Source organism: Marcopretia estuarina LEGE 06307, assembly GCF_056633115.1.
This window is the reverse complement of the sequence record NZ_JBSJOY010000001.1, coordinates 484,626-500,826: the sequence shown is the minus strand read 5'-3', so window position 1 is coordinate 500,826 and position 16,201 is coordinate 484,626. Positions and strand designations below refer to the sequence as shown.

At 64.5% G+C, this 16,201-nt stretch carries 10 protein-coding genes; 5 read left to right on the top strand and 5 right to left on the bottom strand.

The features are described from left to right. Nucleotides 1-115 precede the first annotated feature (115 nt). Both ACWJI3_RS02485 and ACWJI3_RS02480 read left to right on the top strand, forming a co-directional pair. Nucleotides 116-2,647 carry a glycogen/starch/alpha-glucan phosphorylase gene (locus ACWJI3_RS02485; RefSeq protein ID WP_480202743.1) on the top strand — a complete coding sequence of 844 codons (2,532 nt, stop codon included), beginning with the start codon at nt 116-118 and terminating at the stop codon, nt 2,645-2,647. Then, nucleotides 2,637-4,853, top strand: coding sequence for a PhoX family protein (locus ACWJI3_RS02480; RefSeq protein ID WP_480202742.1), 2,217 nt, complete (start codon nt 2,637-2,639; stop codon nt 4,851-4,853). The genes ACWJI3_RS02485 and ACWJI3_RS02480 overlap by 11 nt, the downstream gene beginning before the upstream one ends. Before the next feature lie 22 nt (nt 4,854-4,875). Here ACWJI3_RS02480 and ACWJI3_RS02475 read toward each other — a convergent pair whose 3' ends face one another. Both ACWJI3_RS02475 and ACWJI3_RS02470 read right to left on the bottom strand, forming a co-directional pair. Then, nucleotides 4,876-7,020, bottom strand: coding sequence for an AAA-type ATPase lid domain-containing protein (locus ACWJI3_RS02475; RefSeq protein WP_480202741.1), 2,145 nt, complete (start codon nt 7,018-7,020; stop codon nt 4,876-4,878). 188 nt (nt 7,021-7,208) lie between these two features. After that, nucleotides 7,209-7,847: a hypothetical protein gene (locus ACWJI3_RS02470; RefSeq protein ID WP_255140131.1), complete on the bottom strand. Its 639-nt coding sequence runs from the start codon at nt 7,845-7,847 to the stop codon at nt 7,209-7,211. A gap of 1,239 nt (nt 7,848-9,086) precedes the next feature. On the opposite strand from ACWJI3_RS02470, the gene ACWJI3_RS02465 reads away from it, so the two are divergent. The 3 genes from ACWJI3_RS02465 to ACWJI3_RS02455 all read left to right on the top strand — a co-directional run bounded on the left by ACWJI3_RS02465 (nt 9,087) and on the right by ACWJI3_RS02455 (nt 10,938). Continuing rightward, nucleotides 9,087-9,599, top strand: coding sequence for an SLOG cluster 4 domain-containing protein (locus ACWJI3_RS02465; RefSeq protein ID WP_480202740.1), 513 nt, complete (start codon nt 9,087-9,089; stop codon nt 9,597-9,599). After that, a complete protein-coding gene (locus tag ACWJI3_RS02460; RefSeq protein WP_255101197.1) occupies nt 9,596-9,850 on the top strand; it encodes a DUF1651 domain-containing protein in 255 nt (84 codons plus the stop codon). Before ACWJI3_RS02465 ends, ACWJI3_RS02460 begins: the two co-directional genes overlap by 4 nt. 443 nt (nt 9,851-10,293) lie before the next feature. Then, complete coding sequence (locus tag ACWJI3_RS02455; protein ID WP_480202739.1) at nt 10,294-10,938, top strand: hypothetical protein; 645 nt, start codon at nt 10,294-10,296, stop codon at nt 10,936-10,938. Between the two features lie 121 nt (nt 10,939-11,059). On the opposite strand, the gene ACWJI3_RS02450 is transcribed toward ACWJI3_RS02455, so the two are convergent. The 3 genes from ACWJI3_RS02450 to ACWJI3_RS02440 form a co-directional block, all read right to left on the bottom strand. Next, complete coding sequence (locus ACWJI3_RS02450; protein WP_480202738.1) at nt 11,060-11,476, bottom strand: hypothetical protein; 417 nt, start codon at nt 11,474-11,476, stop codon at nt 11,060-11,062. 185 nt (nt 11,477-11,661) lie between these two features. Continuing rightward, complete coding sequence (locus tag ACWJI3_RS02445; RefSeq protein ID WP_480202737.1) at nt 11,662-15,102, bottom strand: TM0106 family RecB-like putative nuclease; 3,441 nt, start codon at nt 15,100-15,102, stop codon at nt 11,662-11,664. Nucleotides 15,103-15,237: 135 nt separating this feature from the next. Beyond that, on the bottom strand, nt 15,238-16,107 hold the full coding sequence (locus tag ACWJI3_RS02440) for a GIY-YIG nuclease family protein (protein WP_480202736.1): 870 nt from the start codon (nt 16,105-16,107) through the stop codon (nt 15,238-15,240). Nucleotides 16,108-16,201: the final 94 nt, after the last annotated feature.

Below are 16,201 nucleotides of genomic sequence, written 5' to 3'. Positions count from 1 at the left end.
AGCAGCGCAGCAGCGGGACTGGCCGCGAAGTGTGACGGCTTCCGAAGCTCAACCGTGTGTTGAAGAGCCCTTAACCAGCTACCGACAGCTTGAAAGGGTTCCACGCCCGTCAGCAATGTCCGGATCGCAGACGCCGGGTCTTGCGCCCTCCAGCGCCGACCTGCCCCTGCCGGCTAGCTACGGCGACCCGCAACGCAACGGGCTGAGCGCCGCCGATCTGGTCGACGGCATGACCGAGCACCTCTTTTACACACTGGGCCGGCAGGCCAGGGGGGCCAGCCACCACGACCTCTACATGGCGCTCAGCTATGCCGTGCGCGACCGGCTGATGACCCGCCACCTCGCTTACAAGGACGAGCTGCGGCGACTGCGGCCCAAGGCGGTGGCCTACCTCTCGGCCGAGTTCCTGATCGGGCCGCAACTGGGCAACAACCTGCTGATGCTGGGCATCGTTGAACAGGCCAGGGAAGCCCTGCGTCGTTTCGGGATCAACAACCTGGACACGGTGCTCGATGAGGAGGAGGAGCCTGGACTGGGCAATGGCGGCCTCGGACGCCTGGCGGCCTGTTACATGGAGTCGCTGGCCAGCCTCGAAATCCCCGCCACCGGCTACGGCATTCGCTACGAGTTCGGCATTTTCGATCAGCTGATCGAGCACGGCTGGCAGGTGGAGATCACCGACGGCTGGCTGAAGGGAGGCTGGCCCTGGGAATTGATTCAACCCGAGCGCAGCTGCAGGGTGGGTTTTGGCGGCCACACCGAACAGGTCCGCGACGAACGGGGTGAACTGCGGCATCGCTGGGTGCCTGCTGAAGCGGTCATCGGCATCCCCCACGACGTGCCGGTGCTGGGCTTTCGCGTCAACAGCTGCAACCGGCTGCGGCTCTGGCGCGCCGGCGCCGCCGAAGACTTCGATTTCCATGCCTTCAATCGCGGCGATTACTACGGCGCGGTGGAGCAGAAGGTGGGATCGGAAACCATCTCCAAGGTGCTCTATCCCAATGACGGCAGTGATGCCGGACGGCGGTTGCGGCTGCGGCAGCAGGCCTTCTTCGTGAGCTGCTCCCTGCAGGACATGCTGCGCAGCCTCGTGCTGCGGGGTATCCCGATCGAGGCGTTCGCTGATCACTGGGCCGTTCAGCTCAACGACACCCATCCCGCGATCGCCGTGGCCGAGCTGATGCGGTTGCTGGTGGATGAGCATGGGCTGGGCTGGGAAGCCGCCTGGGAGATCACCAGCCGATCGATCGCCTTCACCAATCACACCCTGCTGCCGGAGGCACTGGAGTGCTGGGATCTGGGCCTGTTTGCCTCGCTGCTGCCACGGCATCTGGAGGTGATTCTGGAAATCAACCACCGCTATCTGCAGGAGGTGCGGCTGCGCCAACCGGGCGATAACGACCTGCTGCGGCGGCTGTCGATCATCGATGAAACGGACGGCAAGCGGGTGCGCATGGCCCACCTGGCCGTGGCGGCGGCCCACAGAATCAACGGCGTGGCGGGCCTGCACAGCGAGTTGGTGCGCACCAGCCTCTTCCCCGACGCTGCCCGCCTCTGGCCGGAGCGGTTCACCAACGTCACCAACGGGGTGACACCGCGTCGCTGGCTGGCCCTCGCCCATCCCGACCTGGGGACCCTGCTGGACGAAGCGCTCGGAACTGCCTGGCCTGCCGCACCGGAGCTCTGGCAGCGGCTGGAAACCTGGCAGAACGATGCAGCCTTTCTGGAGCGCTGGGCCGGGGCGAAGCGCGCCGCCAAAGAGCGCCTGGCGGCTCTGATCGAGGCCCGAACCGGGCAGGTGATCGATCCGACCAGCCTGTTCGACGTCCAGGTGAAGCGGATCCACGAATACAAGCGGCAGCACCTCAATGCCCTGCAACTCGTGGCTCAATACCTCCGGCTCAAACGCGGCGACAGCGATGGCATGGTGCCGCGCACCGTGATGTTCGGTGGCAAGGCAGCGCCGGGGTATGCGATGGCGAAATTGATCATCCGCTTCATTCACGGCGTGGCTGGTGTGATCAACGCCGACCCCGATGTTCACGGGCTGCTGAAGGTGGTGTTCCTGGCCGATTACAACGTGAAGCTGGGGGAGAAGGTGTATCCAGCGGCCGATCTCTCCGAGCAGATCTCCACCGCCGGCCTGGAGGCTTCCGGCACGGGCAACATGAAGTTCACCCTCAACGGTGCGCTCACGATCGGCACCCTTGACGGGGCCAACATCGAAATCCGCGATCAGGTGGGTGCCGAGAACTTCTTCCTGTTCGGTCGCACCAGCGAGCAGATCGCCGAGCTGCGCGCCAAAGGTCAACCCCATGACCGATTGGAGGCAATACCGCTGGCACGCGAAGCGTTGGATCTGATCAGCGCGGGCCATTTTAGCGAAGGGGATGGCAACCTGTTCCGCCCTCTGGTCGACTCCATCCGGGGGGCCGATCCCTATTTTCTACTGGCGGATTTCAACGACTATCTCGCCTGCCAGGACCAGGTGAGCCGCACCTGGAGCCAGCCGGCCCTGTGGACACGCCGGTCGCTGCTGAACACCGCCCGCAGTGGCTTCTTCTCCTCCGACCGCGCCATCCGCCAGTATTGCGATGGCATCTGGGCCGTGCGCCCGCTGCGCATCGCCATGACCCATGGCTGCTGATCCGCTCCTGCGCCGCCGCGAGCTGCTCGCCCTGCTGGGGGTATCGGCTGCCGCTGCTGCCGCTTCTGGCGGGGCCAACCCGCCGGCCGCCCAGGCCCTTTCCCGCACGGCCGCGCGGCGGCCTCCCTCCCTGAACGCACTGCCCTTCAAGCCCCTGCCCGGACCCCTGCCGTTGCCGGTGGCCGGGCTCAGTGGCGCCGAGCAGCTGCGCCTGTTCAGCACGATCACGCTCGACGACCGGATGGTGGTGCCGGATGGCTACCGCGCCGAGCTGGTGGCGGTGTGGGGGGAGCCAGTGGCCGCAGGCCGCTTTGGCTACAACAACGATTACCTGGCCCTGCGGGAGCTGGGCGATGGCCTGGCCTTGCTGACGGTCAACTTCGAGTACATCAGCCCGCGGCCCTGGCTGGAGGGCTTCAAGGAAGCCACCGGTGCGGAGCTGCCCGGCCGCGCCGTGATCCAGGCGCTGGTGAAACGGGGCGGGGCTGTCGACGTGCCGTCGCTCGATCCCAGCGACCCCCTGGCGCGGCAGTGCCGCCAGCTGGCGGCGGAAGCCCTGCGCGATCTGGGCGTCGGCGTGATCGCCCTGCGCCGCGATGGCGAGGGCAGCTGGCGGCGCGAACCGGGCCGCTACGACCGGCGCATCGATGGGCTCAGCGGTCTGGAGGATCCGGCCGCTCTGCTGCGCGTGAGTGGGCCGGCGGCGGCAGTGTTCCGCGCCCGCGAGCGCCTCGGCTACGACGACGGGCTCGGCGATCGGGTGATCGGCACCTTCGCCAACTGCGCCGGTGGCGTCACCCCCTGGGGAACCGTGCTCAGCGCTGAGGAGAACATTCAGGATCAGGTGGTGGAGGCGGTGCATGCCGATGGCAGCGCCTCGTCGCCGGCCCAGCTGCCATTCCAGTTCGGCGAACAGCGGGTGAAAGGCCTCGGCAATCCCTTTGCCCTGGCCGGCAACAAGTACGGCTGGATGGTGGAGCTGGATCCGCAGCGGCCTGAGCAGGCCGCCGTGAAGCACAGCTGGCTGGGGCGCTTCCGCCATGAGGCGGTGGCGGTGCGTGCGCAGGCGGGTGAACCGCTGGTGGTGTATTCCGGCTGCGACCGCATGGGCGGCCATCTCTATCGCTTCGTGAGCGCAGGGCGGATCCGCGATGCGGCCGACCCTGCCAACTCTCGCCTGCTGGAGGACGGCCGCCTGGAGGCGGCCCGCTTCGCCGCTGACGGCAGCGGCCAGTGGATTCCGCTGGCGCCGGCCACCGCCGTCGATCCGCTGCTGCCCAGCCACTTCGAACGCCACGGTGTGTCGCAGGCCTGCCGGCTGCCCCACAGCGACCGGCGCCAGGCCGGCGCTGAAAGCTTCAGCAGCGATGCCCAGGTGGCCGACTACCGACGCCGCTTCCCCACCCTCGGCGACCTCTACCCGGGCAAGGGGGAGCAGCGGATGGGGGCGATCCTGATCGATGCCCATCTGGCCGCCAGCGCCGCCGGCGCCACGCCCTCCGCACGACCGGAGGACACCGATCTCGATCCGCTCAACGGCGACCTGTTGGTCGCCTTCACTGCCGGCGGCGCCAATGACGACGGCCGCGCCGATCCCTCCATCTTCCGTGGCCCGGCCGGTGAAGCCAGCTGGCCGCACGGCTGGATCCTGCGCCTCAGCGATGGCGGCCCCGAAGCAGGCAGCCGTTTCCGCTGGAGCATGGCGGCCACCGGTGGCACGCCATGGCAGGGCGGCGCCGGCTTCTCCAACCCCGACAACCTCGCCTTCGATCGGGCCGGCAACCTCTGGATGGTCACCGACCATTCCGGCCGCGGCAGTGAGATCCAGCAATTCGGCAACAACGGCTGCTGGCTGCTGCCCCGCAGTGGCCCGGCGGCGGGGGAGGCGCTGCTGTTCGCCATAGGGCCGATGGAATGCGAGCTGTGCGGTCCCTGTTTCGATGCCGCCGAAACCAGCCTGTTTCTTGCCGTGCAGCACCCTGGCGAAGTGCACGGCGCCAGGGCCGGTGAGGCCCGCGAAGGTCAGGGCTATCCGCTCGTGAACCGCGATGGCCGCACCTTCGAGCAGTTGCGGTGGGTGCCGCTGGGCTCGAATTGGCCGTCAGGGGTGCCGGGGCGGCCACCCATGCCAGGGGTGGTGGCGATCCGGCGCCTGGATGGCGCTCCGCTGCTGGCGCCCACCAGCCCGCGCCCGAGTGATCAGTGATCAGTGATCAACGATCAGTGCATCAGCCCATCGCCACCAGCCAGCGGCACGCCGCCGCCAGCAGCAGCGCCGCCAGCGAGCCGCCCCACAACGACAACCGCCCCGGCGTCAGCAAGCGGCGCAGCAGCAGCAGTGAGCCTGCGGCGCCCACCAGCACCACCACGCTCTGACAGAAGGCGATCACGTGGGGGTCGGCGCTCCAGGCCGGCAACGGCGCCTGGAAGCTGACCGGCAGCACCAGCCCCGCCTCCGCCATGCCGAGCGGCAGATGGCGCCCCAGCAGGAGCGCCCATAGCAGCGGCAGCAGGCCGTAGAGCGACAAGCGCAGGCCCGCGGCCGGCATGGAGGTCCGCAGCGCCGCCACCAGCCGGACCAGCAGGAAGAGCGCGGACGGCAGCGCCAGTGCCACAGCGGCGAAGGCGAGCCGGGGCAGCAGCGAGCCCTCCTGCAGGCTGGCAGGCGCCAGCGGCAGGCCGCCCAGCAGGCGTTGCCACACGTGCAGGCACACGCCACCGGCCAGCACCAGGATCAGGCCGGCTTCCCCCGCCGGCGGCCGCATGTCGCGCTGCAGATCGGCGGCGGGGGGCCGCACACTGAGCTGTACCGAGCGGTGCGGACAGGCCTGGACGCAGGTGAGGCAGAGCACGCAGTTGCGGTTGTCGGCCAGGTGGGCGGGATGGGTGCCGAGCGGGCAGCCGGCCGTGGCCAGCCCCTCGCCTTCCGCCGGCCCACCCTTGAAGCAGGCGTAGCTGGTGCAGCTGCCCCCGCAGACGCCGGCCTGGGCACGCAGCTCCAGCACGGAGAGCTTGGCGAACAGGCCGTTCATGCCCCCCACCGGGCACAGATAGCGGCACCAGAAGCGCTTCTCGAACAGCACCGAGCAGATCACCGCGCCAGCGGTGATCACCAGCAGCAGGCTGCTGCTCAGCCGGGCCTGGTTTTCCATGCCGCTGAGCTCCTCCCACAGCAGGATCGCCGCGAAGCCGGCCGCCAGGCAGGGCGCCGCCCAGACGTCGGTGTCGCCGTGGGGCCAGGCGGCGGGACGCCAGCCCACGGCGCGGGCCAGCCGCTGGGCGATCTCCCCCCACACCATGAACGGACAGAACGAGCACCACAGGCGCCCCACCAGCGGGTAGCCGATCAGAATCAGCGGCCACCACCAGGCCCAGAACAGCACCAACCCACCGTTGTGGGCGCGGTCCTGGGGGCCGGCCCACAGCCAGATGTTCACCAGCACGAACACCCAGCTCACCACGCCGAACAGCAGCGCGTTCCAGAAGCGCGGCGAACGCATACGGGCGCGCAGAGAGGGCTTCCAGCGCCACAGATCGAAGCGCAAGCGCGGCTGACGTGGCGCCAGCCAGAACACCTCCTCAGGCAGTTGCGGTGGTGGGCGCTGGGTGGCGGCATCGGCAGACGGCACAGGCAGCTGGCGCAGGGCCCGCTCCACCAGCTGCTTGAGCTCGCGGATGTTGCCCGGGAAGTCGTGGGTCTGAAGCCGCCGGATCACCTCCGCCCCCACCGCCGGCGCCAGCGGCCAGCCCAGGTGGCGGCTCTGCTGGCGCAGCAGGTAGCGCAACCATTCGCCCAGGTCCTGGCGCCGCACCCGCAGCGCCGGCACCCGGATGCGGCTGCAGACCCGATCAAAGGCCGGCAGAGCGGATTCGGCGGTGAAGAACACCCGCCCGGCGAAGTGATGCTGCGCGCCAGCTTGGCCCTGGGGCGGCTCCCCCGGCGCTTGCCAGCTGCCGTCACGGGCCAGTTGCAGCAGCGCGGGCTGCAGGACGGGATCGACCCGATCGAGCTGGCAGATCAGCAGGGCGCCATCGCCGAGGGCCTCCAGCAGCGAGCCGCGCCCGCCACTGCCGGCGGCACCGAACAGGTCACTGCCATCGGCGCGCAGCAGCGCCCCATCCAGCCGAACCATCAGGCGGCGGCGGTGGCTGGAGCCACGGTGAATCAGGGCCGCCAGGTTGTCCTTCTCCAGCCCCGGCTCCCCCGAGAGCAGCACCGGCCCGTGCGCGGGGTCGGCGGAAGCGCGGTGCACCGCCTCACGCAAGGTGCGGGCGTAGCGGCTGGAGCCCACCACGCCCCGCCGCGCCGGGCCCACCAGAAACGGAGCCAGCCGCAGGAAGGCCTCGGGCACGTTGGACGAATCCTGCGTCACTGATGGTGGAGCCGGTTCCCTTTCGCGAGGCGAGGCGAGAGAGCCTTCGGAGTCCGGGGGCAGGGGCACGTTCAAGGCCAGTGCCTGCGTATAGCTCCACTCTGATGCGCTTTTGTGCGTTGCAACCGCGCTGCTGTGCGATGCAACCAAGCCAGGACGGCTGAGCCGCAACCAACCGGGCCTGCGCCTCAACGCTGCGGGCCGTAGGGCTGGGAGGGAATCGCCAGAGAGGGAGGCAGATCCGACAGACGCTCCGGCAGAGGGGAGCCGGTGCGCTGCAGCTCGGCGATCGGACGAACCTGGCCCATCGCCAGACCGGTGAGCATCGGCAGTTCTGTCTTCAGCTGATTGGCCGGTTTCGGATTCACAAAGCGAAAACTGAGCGTGGTTTTCTGGCCGGCGGTGTCATAGCCCACCACCGTGAAATACAGGTCGGCCGACTTGCCAGCCCTGGAGCCCGCGAAGGCTCCGCCCACCATGCCCCCCACCAGACCGATCGGGCCCAGCAGCACGCCGCCGGCAATCGCACCGGCGGTGCCGCCGCCGATCGCGCCCACCGTGCCGTTGGTGGTGTCGAAGGTTTCCTGGCCGCCCGTGAACCACTGGGCCACCCGACCGATCGGGATGAAACGCCCCTGAGCAGCGATACCGGTGGCGTCGAGGTTCACGGTGCAGGCACTGGTTCCGCAGAGCGCCTGGTAGGTGGAGGCCCGCGCCGGCAGATGCAGAAGCAGCCCCAGGACCAGGGAATAGGGAAGCAGCGAGGTGAACAACAGGCGTTGCAAGCGTCCGTCCATCGTTTCGGCACTCAGAGCCCTGTCAGTCAATCGAACTGCTCGCCAGGAGCAAGCATTGCCACAGAGCCAGCGGTGACCGAATGTGACCCAGGCCGCCTAATCGAGGCGCGTCATTACACCATGGTCTGAACAGACCAGTGGCCGTAGTGGCACAGGTGTGAGTGTCTGCTTCAGGCGATGCCTGCACCCCTTCACTCTTTTGCAGCGGTTGCATTCCAAGTCCATCAGCCGCTCATCAAGACTCCCAAGGGCGCCATCCGATCGAAGGACTGTCGATCCGAATGCATTTGCGGCCTCTACCAGCAGAGCCACTCAGGGCAACGGAAAACGTACAGAGTCAGATGTCACTTGCAGGAGTGGATAACGTAAGATTTCAATCGCAAGACTATACGAAGTCAGATTTCAATTGCAAGCCGGCAACGTTCTTACCCTCTGAACGGAAAGCCTCATCAACGATACGGCCGCCGAGGCCAGCACGGCTTCATTGAGGCCATCATTGAGGCCAGCGTCAGTTCGTTTCCGGTTCCATTCACAGCCAAGGGCCCAAGGGAGTAGGCGCGTGTCTCTCATGGGATGCCGACCATTGATGGAGTCATGCGTGAAACAGCCCCTTCGGTGCTGTCTTGACTCCGGCAATCAGCCATTGGCTTGCCGGCCAAGCTGATCGGCAACCCCAGGGTTTCCTGCCGAAAGCGGTGATGGGTTGATCGGGCAGCACAACCTGACCCATGGCGGCTGTGCACGAACCCTCATGGACACAACGTGCATGAGCATGGTGATTCATGCATGTGCAGAACGTGCCCTTGGTGATGACGATGCAACGAGAGTCAGTGGAAAGAAAGCCATGCCGACTGGATCGTCTTTCTTTGGCTGGTAGGCGCCTGGGGCTTCAGGGGTAGGGCCACCACCGCTGTCACCATCGGCGACCATCTCCTGGTGGTGGTGGTTTGTGCCTGAGATCCTTTGCCATTACAGGGCTGGGCTTGAGTTAGTCAACGCTGGTGGACCGATAATGGACCGCTGATCAGATTATGTAGTAATATTACTAGTCTTATTGGATCCGGCTTACATGCACTTGATTCATGTCAGCCAAGTCTTATCCGAACACATGGGCCGGTGTAACCCCCGCAGCAATTGATGCTGGTGCTCGTTATCCAGAGCTGGTAGCTGCACAGTGGGCGCTAGAGAGTGGACGGAGCACCTCACCCGTCGCTGCCAGGGTTGGACCGACGACATGACGCGCCAGCGGGGCTGGTGCCCGGAGGTGGCATGAGCAACCGGCGCGCGGTGGTGGGCGTGATGGGTGCCGGAGAGGGCGCCTCGGCTGAGGCTGTGGCCCTGGCCGAGGAGCTGGGGGAGCGCATCAGCGCCAGTGGTTGGGTGCTGCTCACCGGTGGCCGCCCGGTGGGGGTGATGGCAGCGGCCAGCCGCGGCGCGGCGCGGGTGGAGGGGCACCTGGTGGTGGGGGTGCTGCCCGATGAAGGGAACGGTGATGAGAGGCAAAGCACCGCGGAAGTGGATCTGGCCGTGTTCACCGGCATGGGCAAGGCCCGCAACGTGATCAACGTGCTCAGCGCCGATGTGGTGGTGATCTGCGGGGGCGGCGGCCCCGGCACAGCCTCAGAAGCCGCCCATGCGCTCAATTCAGGCAGGCCACTGATCCTTCTGGCGGTGCCGCCGCTGTGGCGTGAGTTCTTCTGCTCGCTCGGGAAGGGGGTACAGAGCGCGAGCGATGTGCAGGAGTGCTGCCGGTTGATCGAGGCCAGACTCGCAGAGGCATGAGTCGGCCATCACATCGTGTCCCCCTGACCCCAAAGGAGGGCTGGCTGAGCGACGGCCGTCAGGTGCTGCGCTTTCGCCCGACCCGCTGGGAGCGCACCTACCAGAGATTGGAAATCACCAGCGGCGAGTTGCTTCCCGGCGAGCCGGTGCCGCTGCTCAAGAACCGCCGGGAGATCAGCCGGGATGAAGCCCTCAAGCTCTGGAGCGAGAAACGCAAGGCGGGCTGGGCGCCCTGCAGCCCCCAGTGGTGAGCTGGTCCTGTCTGCAGTTGAGGCCCCCACCGCCGTGATCGGCTTGCCGTACTGACAAGCAAGCCAGGCGGATCTATTAATGAATCAGAGGCCTCGACCAGGGGAGCGCGAGCCCAAGCCCTGCAACCGGCCCAAGGGCGCCCGACACGGGGCGCCCTTCTCATGGGGAAGATCAGCAAATAATCACCAGCCCTGGTGGTTATTGGGGCAGCTGGCACCGCAAAGCCTCGGCTCCATAGAGATTGATGGGGCGCAGAGGCCCAAGCCGACGCAGTGGGCATGGCTGGAGCAACGCCGATGGCATATCTCGCTCTGCCGTTTGTTTCGCAAGCTAGAGCGCCCAGGCCAGGACAAGCCCGAGCCTGAAACCCAAAAGGACGTCAGTGCCACTGCAACTGTCAGAATAAGGTAGAATGCCCGGCTTCCTTCCTCCCGGCCGCACCATGACCGATCTCGCTCCAGCGACCCTGCGGTGGCTCAAACAGCTCGGCAGCACGACCCGCAGCATCGACAGCCTTGTGGATGAGGGGTTCGGTGGTTGTTCCCTGCAGGATCTCTTGCCATGGATGGACGAGGGCCACGGCCTGGCAGCCATCCAGGCGATCGACTGGGTGAAGAGCCAGCCGGACGAGAACGGCGAAATGGCGCTGATGACCGCTGATGCGGAGGGGCTGGACAGGCTTCTGGAGTGGATGCATGAAACCCGTGGCAGCTGCCCGATGGTCTATGCACCTGAGGCGGACTTCGTGGTGCCGGACGGGGTTCCCTTGCTGCGCCCCACGGCCTACAACCTGCCGGAGGGTATGTCCTCCGAGGAGGTGTTCGATGAGGAATTCAGCGAGAATCTCTCAGCGCTGTTCGCGGCCATCAAGGACTCCTATGGCAACCAGGCGCACCTCTACCGAATCGACTATGGCCAGCTGGTGGAGACGATCGAACACGGCCTCTGCATTGCCGGTCAGTTCATCGACCTCAACGATGGCGAAGTGTTTGACTTCAGCATGGACGCAACCAATCAGCGGATTCGCTACCAATCCACTGGCCGCTACCACGAAGGCTTTCCTGCAGGATCAGGCACAACCGGGTGATCTGCTCTGCTTCCGCGACTGTGTTCGAGAGGCAATGGGCACGGCTGATGGGTGTCAGGCGGGCCTTGACGTTTGTAGGGATGGGGTGTGAGGTCTTGGGCTGTTGGGTTGGGATTCAATGTCACTGATCTTCCTCATACCAGATGGAGTCGCGCCCATTGCTCTTGAACTCTCCGGTGAATGCACGAGCATTCCTGAAGGCGACGACGATGCGCCCCTTCTCGATGCATTCTTCTACGTGGGCGCGAGCGGCTTGTATGGACAGGGAGTCCTTGTCTTTCGAGTGCTTAAGGATTTCGTGCTTGACGTACTCATCAAGACGTGTTGGGTCCATGACGTGCGTCGCAACTGGGTCAATCTCAGCGGCAAGCAAGAAGTGATGCCCATGGAGCGTGCCAATTCTCAGGATGCGCTCATTGCGTACGCGATCCAGCGATGCGAGCCAGAATCCAGTGATTCCGTGGCGTGAGCCAGATGGCTTGGCCAGTACAGAATCCACCACTGCATCGACCAACCAAGACTTGACGTTGAACGACATAAGTTTCTCTAATTCAGGACGAGTGAACGAAGCTCGTTTTCTTCAGCGGAGGTGCTCTGCCCATCCCTTTGCCAAGGAAGTTGATGCCCTTCCATCCCGACCACTTCAAGCTCAAGGGGGGTCACGTCAGTGACACAACGGATCAGAATGGGCTGTTCCTCAATGGATGGAGAAAGGAATCCAGTTCAGCTGAAGTTTCGGCCATCATCTTGCATCGAAACGTGGACCAAGCGGCACAATCGATTGATCTGCTCCGCCTCCTCCACCGTGTTGGCGATACCCGTCACGAGGCCGGGTGAGCCCACAACGATCGAGAGGCAACGGGCACGGCTGATGGCCACGTTGAGCCGGTTGGGCTGCAGCAGGAAACCCAGGCCCCGGGGGGCGGCATCTCCGTCGCTGGCGGTGAGGGAGTGGATGGCCACGGGGGCTTCCTGGCCCTGGAATCGGTCCACCGTTCCCACCCGTGCGCGGGTACCCAACCGCTGTTGCAGCCGGTTCACTTGAACGTTGTAGGGGGCGGTCACCAGGATGTCGTCTGGGGTCAACAGCCCACGGCGTTCAGCGCCGCTGCTGGCATGGCGGTAGCTGGAGCCCAGCAGGGCTTCCACCAGCTGAGCGATGCGCTCGATTTCTTCTTCTGAGCTGACGCTGCAGCCGGTGTGCTCAACCGCTTCAAAGACCAGGCCCTGGCTGGGGAGGATCTGGCCCGTGCTGCCGGTGAAGGGCCCCCGCCACTCGATCCGGTTGATGGCATTGGCGGGGCTGGCCTGGAGGCGGCCGTCGTAGAAGAGCGCCGACACCATCGAGGTGAGCGAGGGTTCCATCCGCCAGCTGGTGGCCAGGAACACGCCCCGATCCGCCGGCACCACCGCCTTGTCCTGCATCAGATACTCCAGGCAGGAGCTGCCGCTTTCTCCCGGGTGATCGGCCTGGCTGGGCTGGGCCAGCTGCTGTTGATCCCCCACCAGCAGGATTCCTCGGGCGCAGCGGGCCATCACCAGCAGATTGGCCAGGGACATCTGCCCCGCCTCATCCACCACCAGCCAGTCGAAGACCTCCTCCATCACGGGGCGAGCGAACATCCAGGCCGTGCCGCCCACCACGGCCATCGAACCTGTGAGGGCATCGGGTTTGCAGAGCGCCACGGGCTGACCGACCAGCCCTTTGTCGTCATTGGCGGTGCTGCACTTCACCACCTGCTGGCTGAGGCCACGGGCGGCGCAGGTGCTGTGGGCCTTGAGCAGCAGGTTGTTGATCGCGGCGTGGCTGTTCGAGCTGATCGCCACCCGTAGACCGCGCTCCACCAACTCGGCAATGACCTCGGCGGTGACGGTGGTTTTGCCCGTGCCTGGGGGGCCCTGGAGCGCCAGGGTCAGATCGCTGTGGGAGGCCAGAAACTCCGCCAGTTGGACGGGCAAAGCGCTCGGTTCGGCTGCGAGGGCGGCATTGAGCGGGACCAGTGGCTCAATGGCACGGCGCTCCAGCAGGTGAACGATGGCGGCAGGGATGGGCTTGCCACCATCCACCCAGCTCTCGGCCTGGGCCAGCAGGCTGTCCCGTAGGAGCTCGCTGATGTCCTCGGGCACCTTGATCAGGGCGATGGGACCTCTCGGAAGCTCCACCGCCTGGCCGGCGGCTTGCCGCTTGTCTCTGGCGCTCCAGGGGTACTTGAGGGTGAGGGTGCCCCGCTCGCCGTCGATCACCACCGCCGGGAGCTTCTGGCCGGTCTCGGGGATCTCCAGCTTGATGGACCCATCACCCTGGGCGACATGGAGTTTGAGGGTCTGACTCGGATCGAAGCAGAAGGTGTGCCAGTCGGAGCCGGTTCTGGGACTCGGCACGCTCTCAACGCTTTGCCAGATAGCTCCGTTGATCGCCTCGCCATCGGCGTCGAGATCATCAGGACTCTGGAGGGCCTTGCCCCTGCGATCGAAGTAGGCCCACCAGGCCACCTTGGCCTCGCGGTGATGGAACGGCAGCAGCTGGGCCAGCAGGCGCTGCACCCGCCAGCTGAGGCCTCGTGAACCCAGTTGCTCCTGGGCGATCAGTTCGGCTTCTGGGGCATTGGCGGCTGGATCACTCTGGAGCTGCTCGGGCAACTGGGCGATCAACCGGGCGCTGAGGGCTTCCAGGGGCCAGGGTTCCGCCTCAGGGCGTTCCTCCACTGGATGCTCGAGCGGTTGCTCGGGCAGGCCCTGGGCGCGGCGCAGCTCCAGCAGCCAGTCGTGCAGCAGCACGGTGGAGAAGCAGTCGTCGCGGTTGTAGTCCTCGATCGCCTGAAGCCTGGGACTGCCGTCGGGGGCGGGACCCGGCAGGGAAGGCTCACCGGAGGACTGCCAGTGCAGGTAGGCGACAACAGAATCACCGGCGTTGGTGACATCGGCGCCACGGGGACCCATGTAGAGCCCCTCCACCTTCTTGATCGAGTAGCTGCCCTCACCGAGCACGATCGAGCGGGTGACGATCGGCAGCAGGTCGCAGAGCAGATCGCTGCGCAACCAGTCGTCGATCACCGCCTCACGCGTCTGGTGTTGCTGGGAAAGGCGGCGCATCGCCGACCTCTCATAGCTGGCGTAGTGGTAGACGTGCAGGCCTGGATGACGGCGCCGCCGTTCCTCCACCCAATCCACAAACCCTTCGAAGGCCCGCTTTTCTCCCAGGGGGCTATGACCCCACCAGGCGATGAAGGCTGCCGGCTCAGCCGGGGCCTCCCGGTAGCAGGCCCCGAAGAGGTATTCGAGCTTCTTGGCAGCAACGGCATCCTGAATGCCCTCCATGTCGAACCAGATGTCCCCGGCATCGGCGGCGGGCAGGGCGGCCAGCCCCTTGCCCGGCTGCAGGGGGCGCACCAGGAAGGCGGGTTTGCCATCGGCCCGATGGGGCGTGAGCTGCAGCTGGGCCTGCTGACGCAGCTCGAAGAGGGCCTCGGCAGCCAAACCAGCGATGCTGGCGCCAGGGGGCAGTTCGGCCAGCTGCTCGATCGTGTGGATGCCAGCGGCCTTGAGCTTGAGTCGCTGGTTCTGGCGCATGTTGGCCACCAAAACCAAATCCCGCTCGGCGATCAGGCGCTCCTCAATGAAGGCGCTCCAGCTGCCGTGATCACCGGGTTCATCCTCCGGTGGTGAGGCGGAATCGAAGGAGGCACAGAAATCGCGGTAGCGGTTGCGGAGCTGTTGATACCAGGCCCAGAAACGATCGGTGTCATAGGTCTGGAAGCGGCCACCACCGAGAAACAACTCGAAGCGATCGGGCCGGTGCCCAAGTAATGGGGTGAGCAGTTCGCAGTAGGTACAGGCCTGGACCAGAAAGGTGGTGCGGGGCTTACTGGCCAGCTTGCACTCGATCGGGATGTAGCTCCAATCCCCCAGGGCTGAGGGGCTCTCAATCCGGCGCAGCACATCGGCCGAGCCGCGGATCTCTCCGTTGTTCAGCGAGGCCTGATGGATGAAGTCAACCCCTGCTTCCATCGCCTCGCGGGTGGCGGCGTAGTCCGCTTCTGACTGCTTGCCGGCCAGGCGTGCGATGCGATAGCCCTCGGCTTCCAATTGGATGAGCAAGACCTGCTCGAGGCGGAGGCCATCGGCGAACAGTTGCTCATCAAGGGAGGAGGGGGGTGGCTGCACACCCGAGAAGAGGTCTCTGGCTTTGAGTTCCTCCCACCAGGCTCCGATCCGCGGACTGCGGCTGAAGAGTGCGAGCTGGCTGGGGGTGATGAGGCGTCGAAGTTTTCTAAGATCCATTTGAAAAAGAATCCAAGGCTAATTAATGTTCAAACCATGAACCCTGGTGCCAAATGCATTCTTGTAGAATGATTCCATCTGGATCACGTCTTCTTTCCTAGAGCCAATATCCATGGTATGGAGAATGCTGTATATCAAATTGCCCGCACCTCTCCTTTCAATATGCTCCCTGAGTAATATGTTCCCGTTATGCCCACCACCTAGGTATCCTTGCCATCTTTGCCATATACCTTGATTTGGCAAGCCAATGGCGCTATATGCCGATCCGACGTATGAGTCACCAGTTGACTTGTCCGTGATCACGTAAACACCTGAAACAGACGAAAGAGCGGCTTTCCAGGTTGTATCTTCGACACTGCCAATTCTTGCATCGAACTCTTCTCGGTTTAAATGAAATGAATAAAATCCAGGAAACGGAACATCAGATTCCCCATATTTCTTTTCTCTCAATTCAATAAGACTAAAGTTGATTCCATTTTCTTTGATCTTAAGGCATCGTACTCTGCATGGGCTTGACCACCTAAACACAATGCGTCCAAATAGCTGATTGATTTTGTTGTCACTCAGCTCATTTTCTATTATTGTATACTTTCCGTCATTATTAGGATGAGATCTTGATAAGACTTGGTAGGCGCCAGCGAATACATAACGCTCACTCCGATCTATTGGCACAAGAACTAATATCGATCTAGCAACTGCGAAATTATTTTGTGTCTGATGTTGATTTTCATCGATCATGCCACTTACGCCTTCAACGATAAACCTGTCTCTATAAAAAGATAGATTGTCTCTCCCCTTGTGTCTAGTGTGTGGAAAAACGTGTAAATATACGGGCGATGGAACGTCGCATTCTTCGGCAAGTTCAAAAATATCTCTCGAGTAGATCAATTCATTACCTGCTCAAGTTGGAATAAGTTTAACGAATTGCGGCCACTAGACAAGAGGTTGCTCGCCAGTGAACAGGCCCTTTGCCTTGAACTCC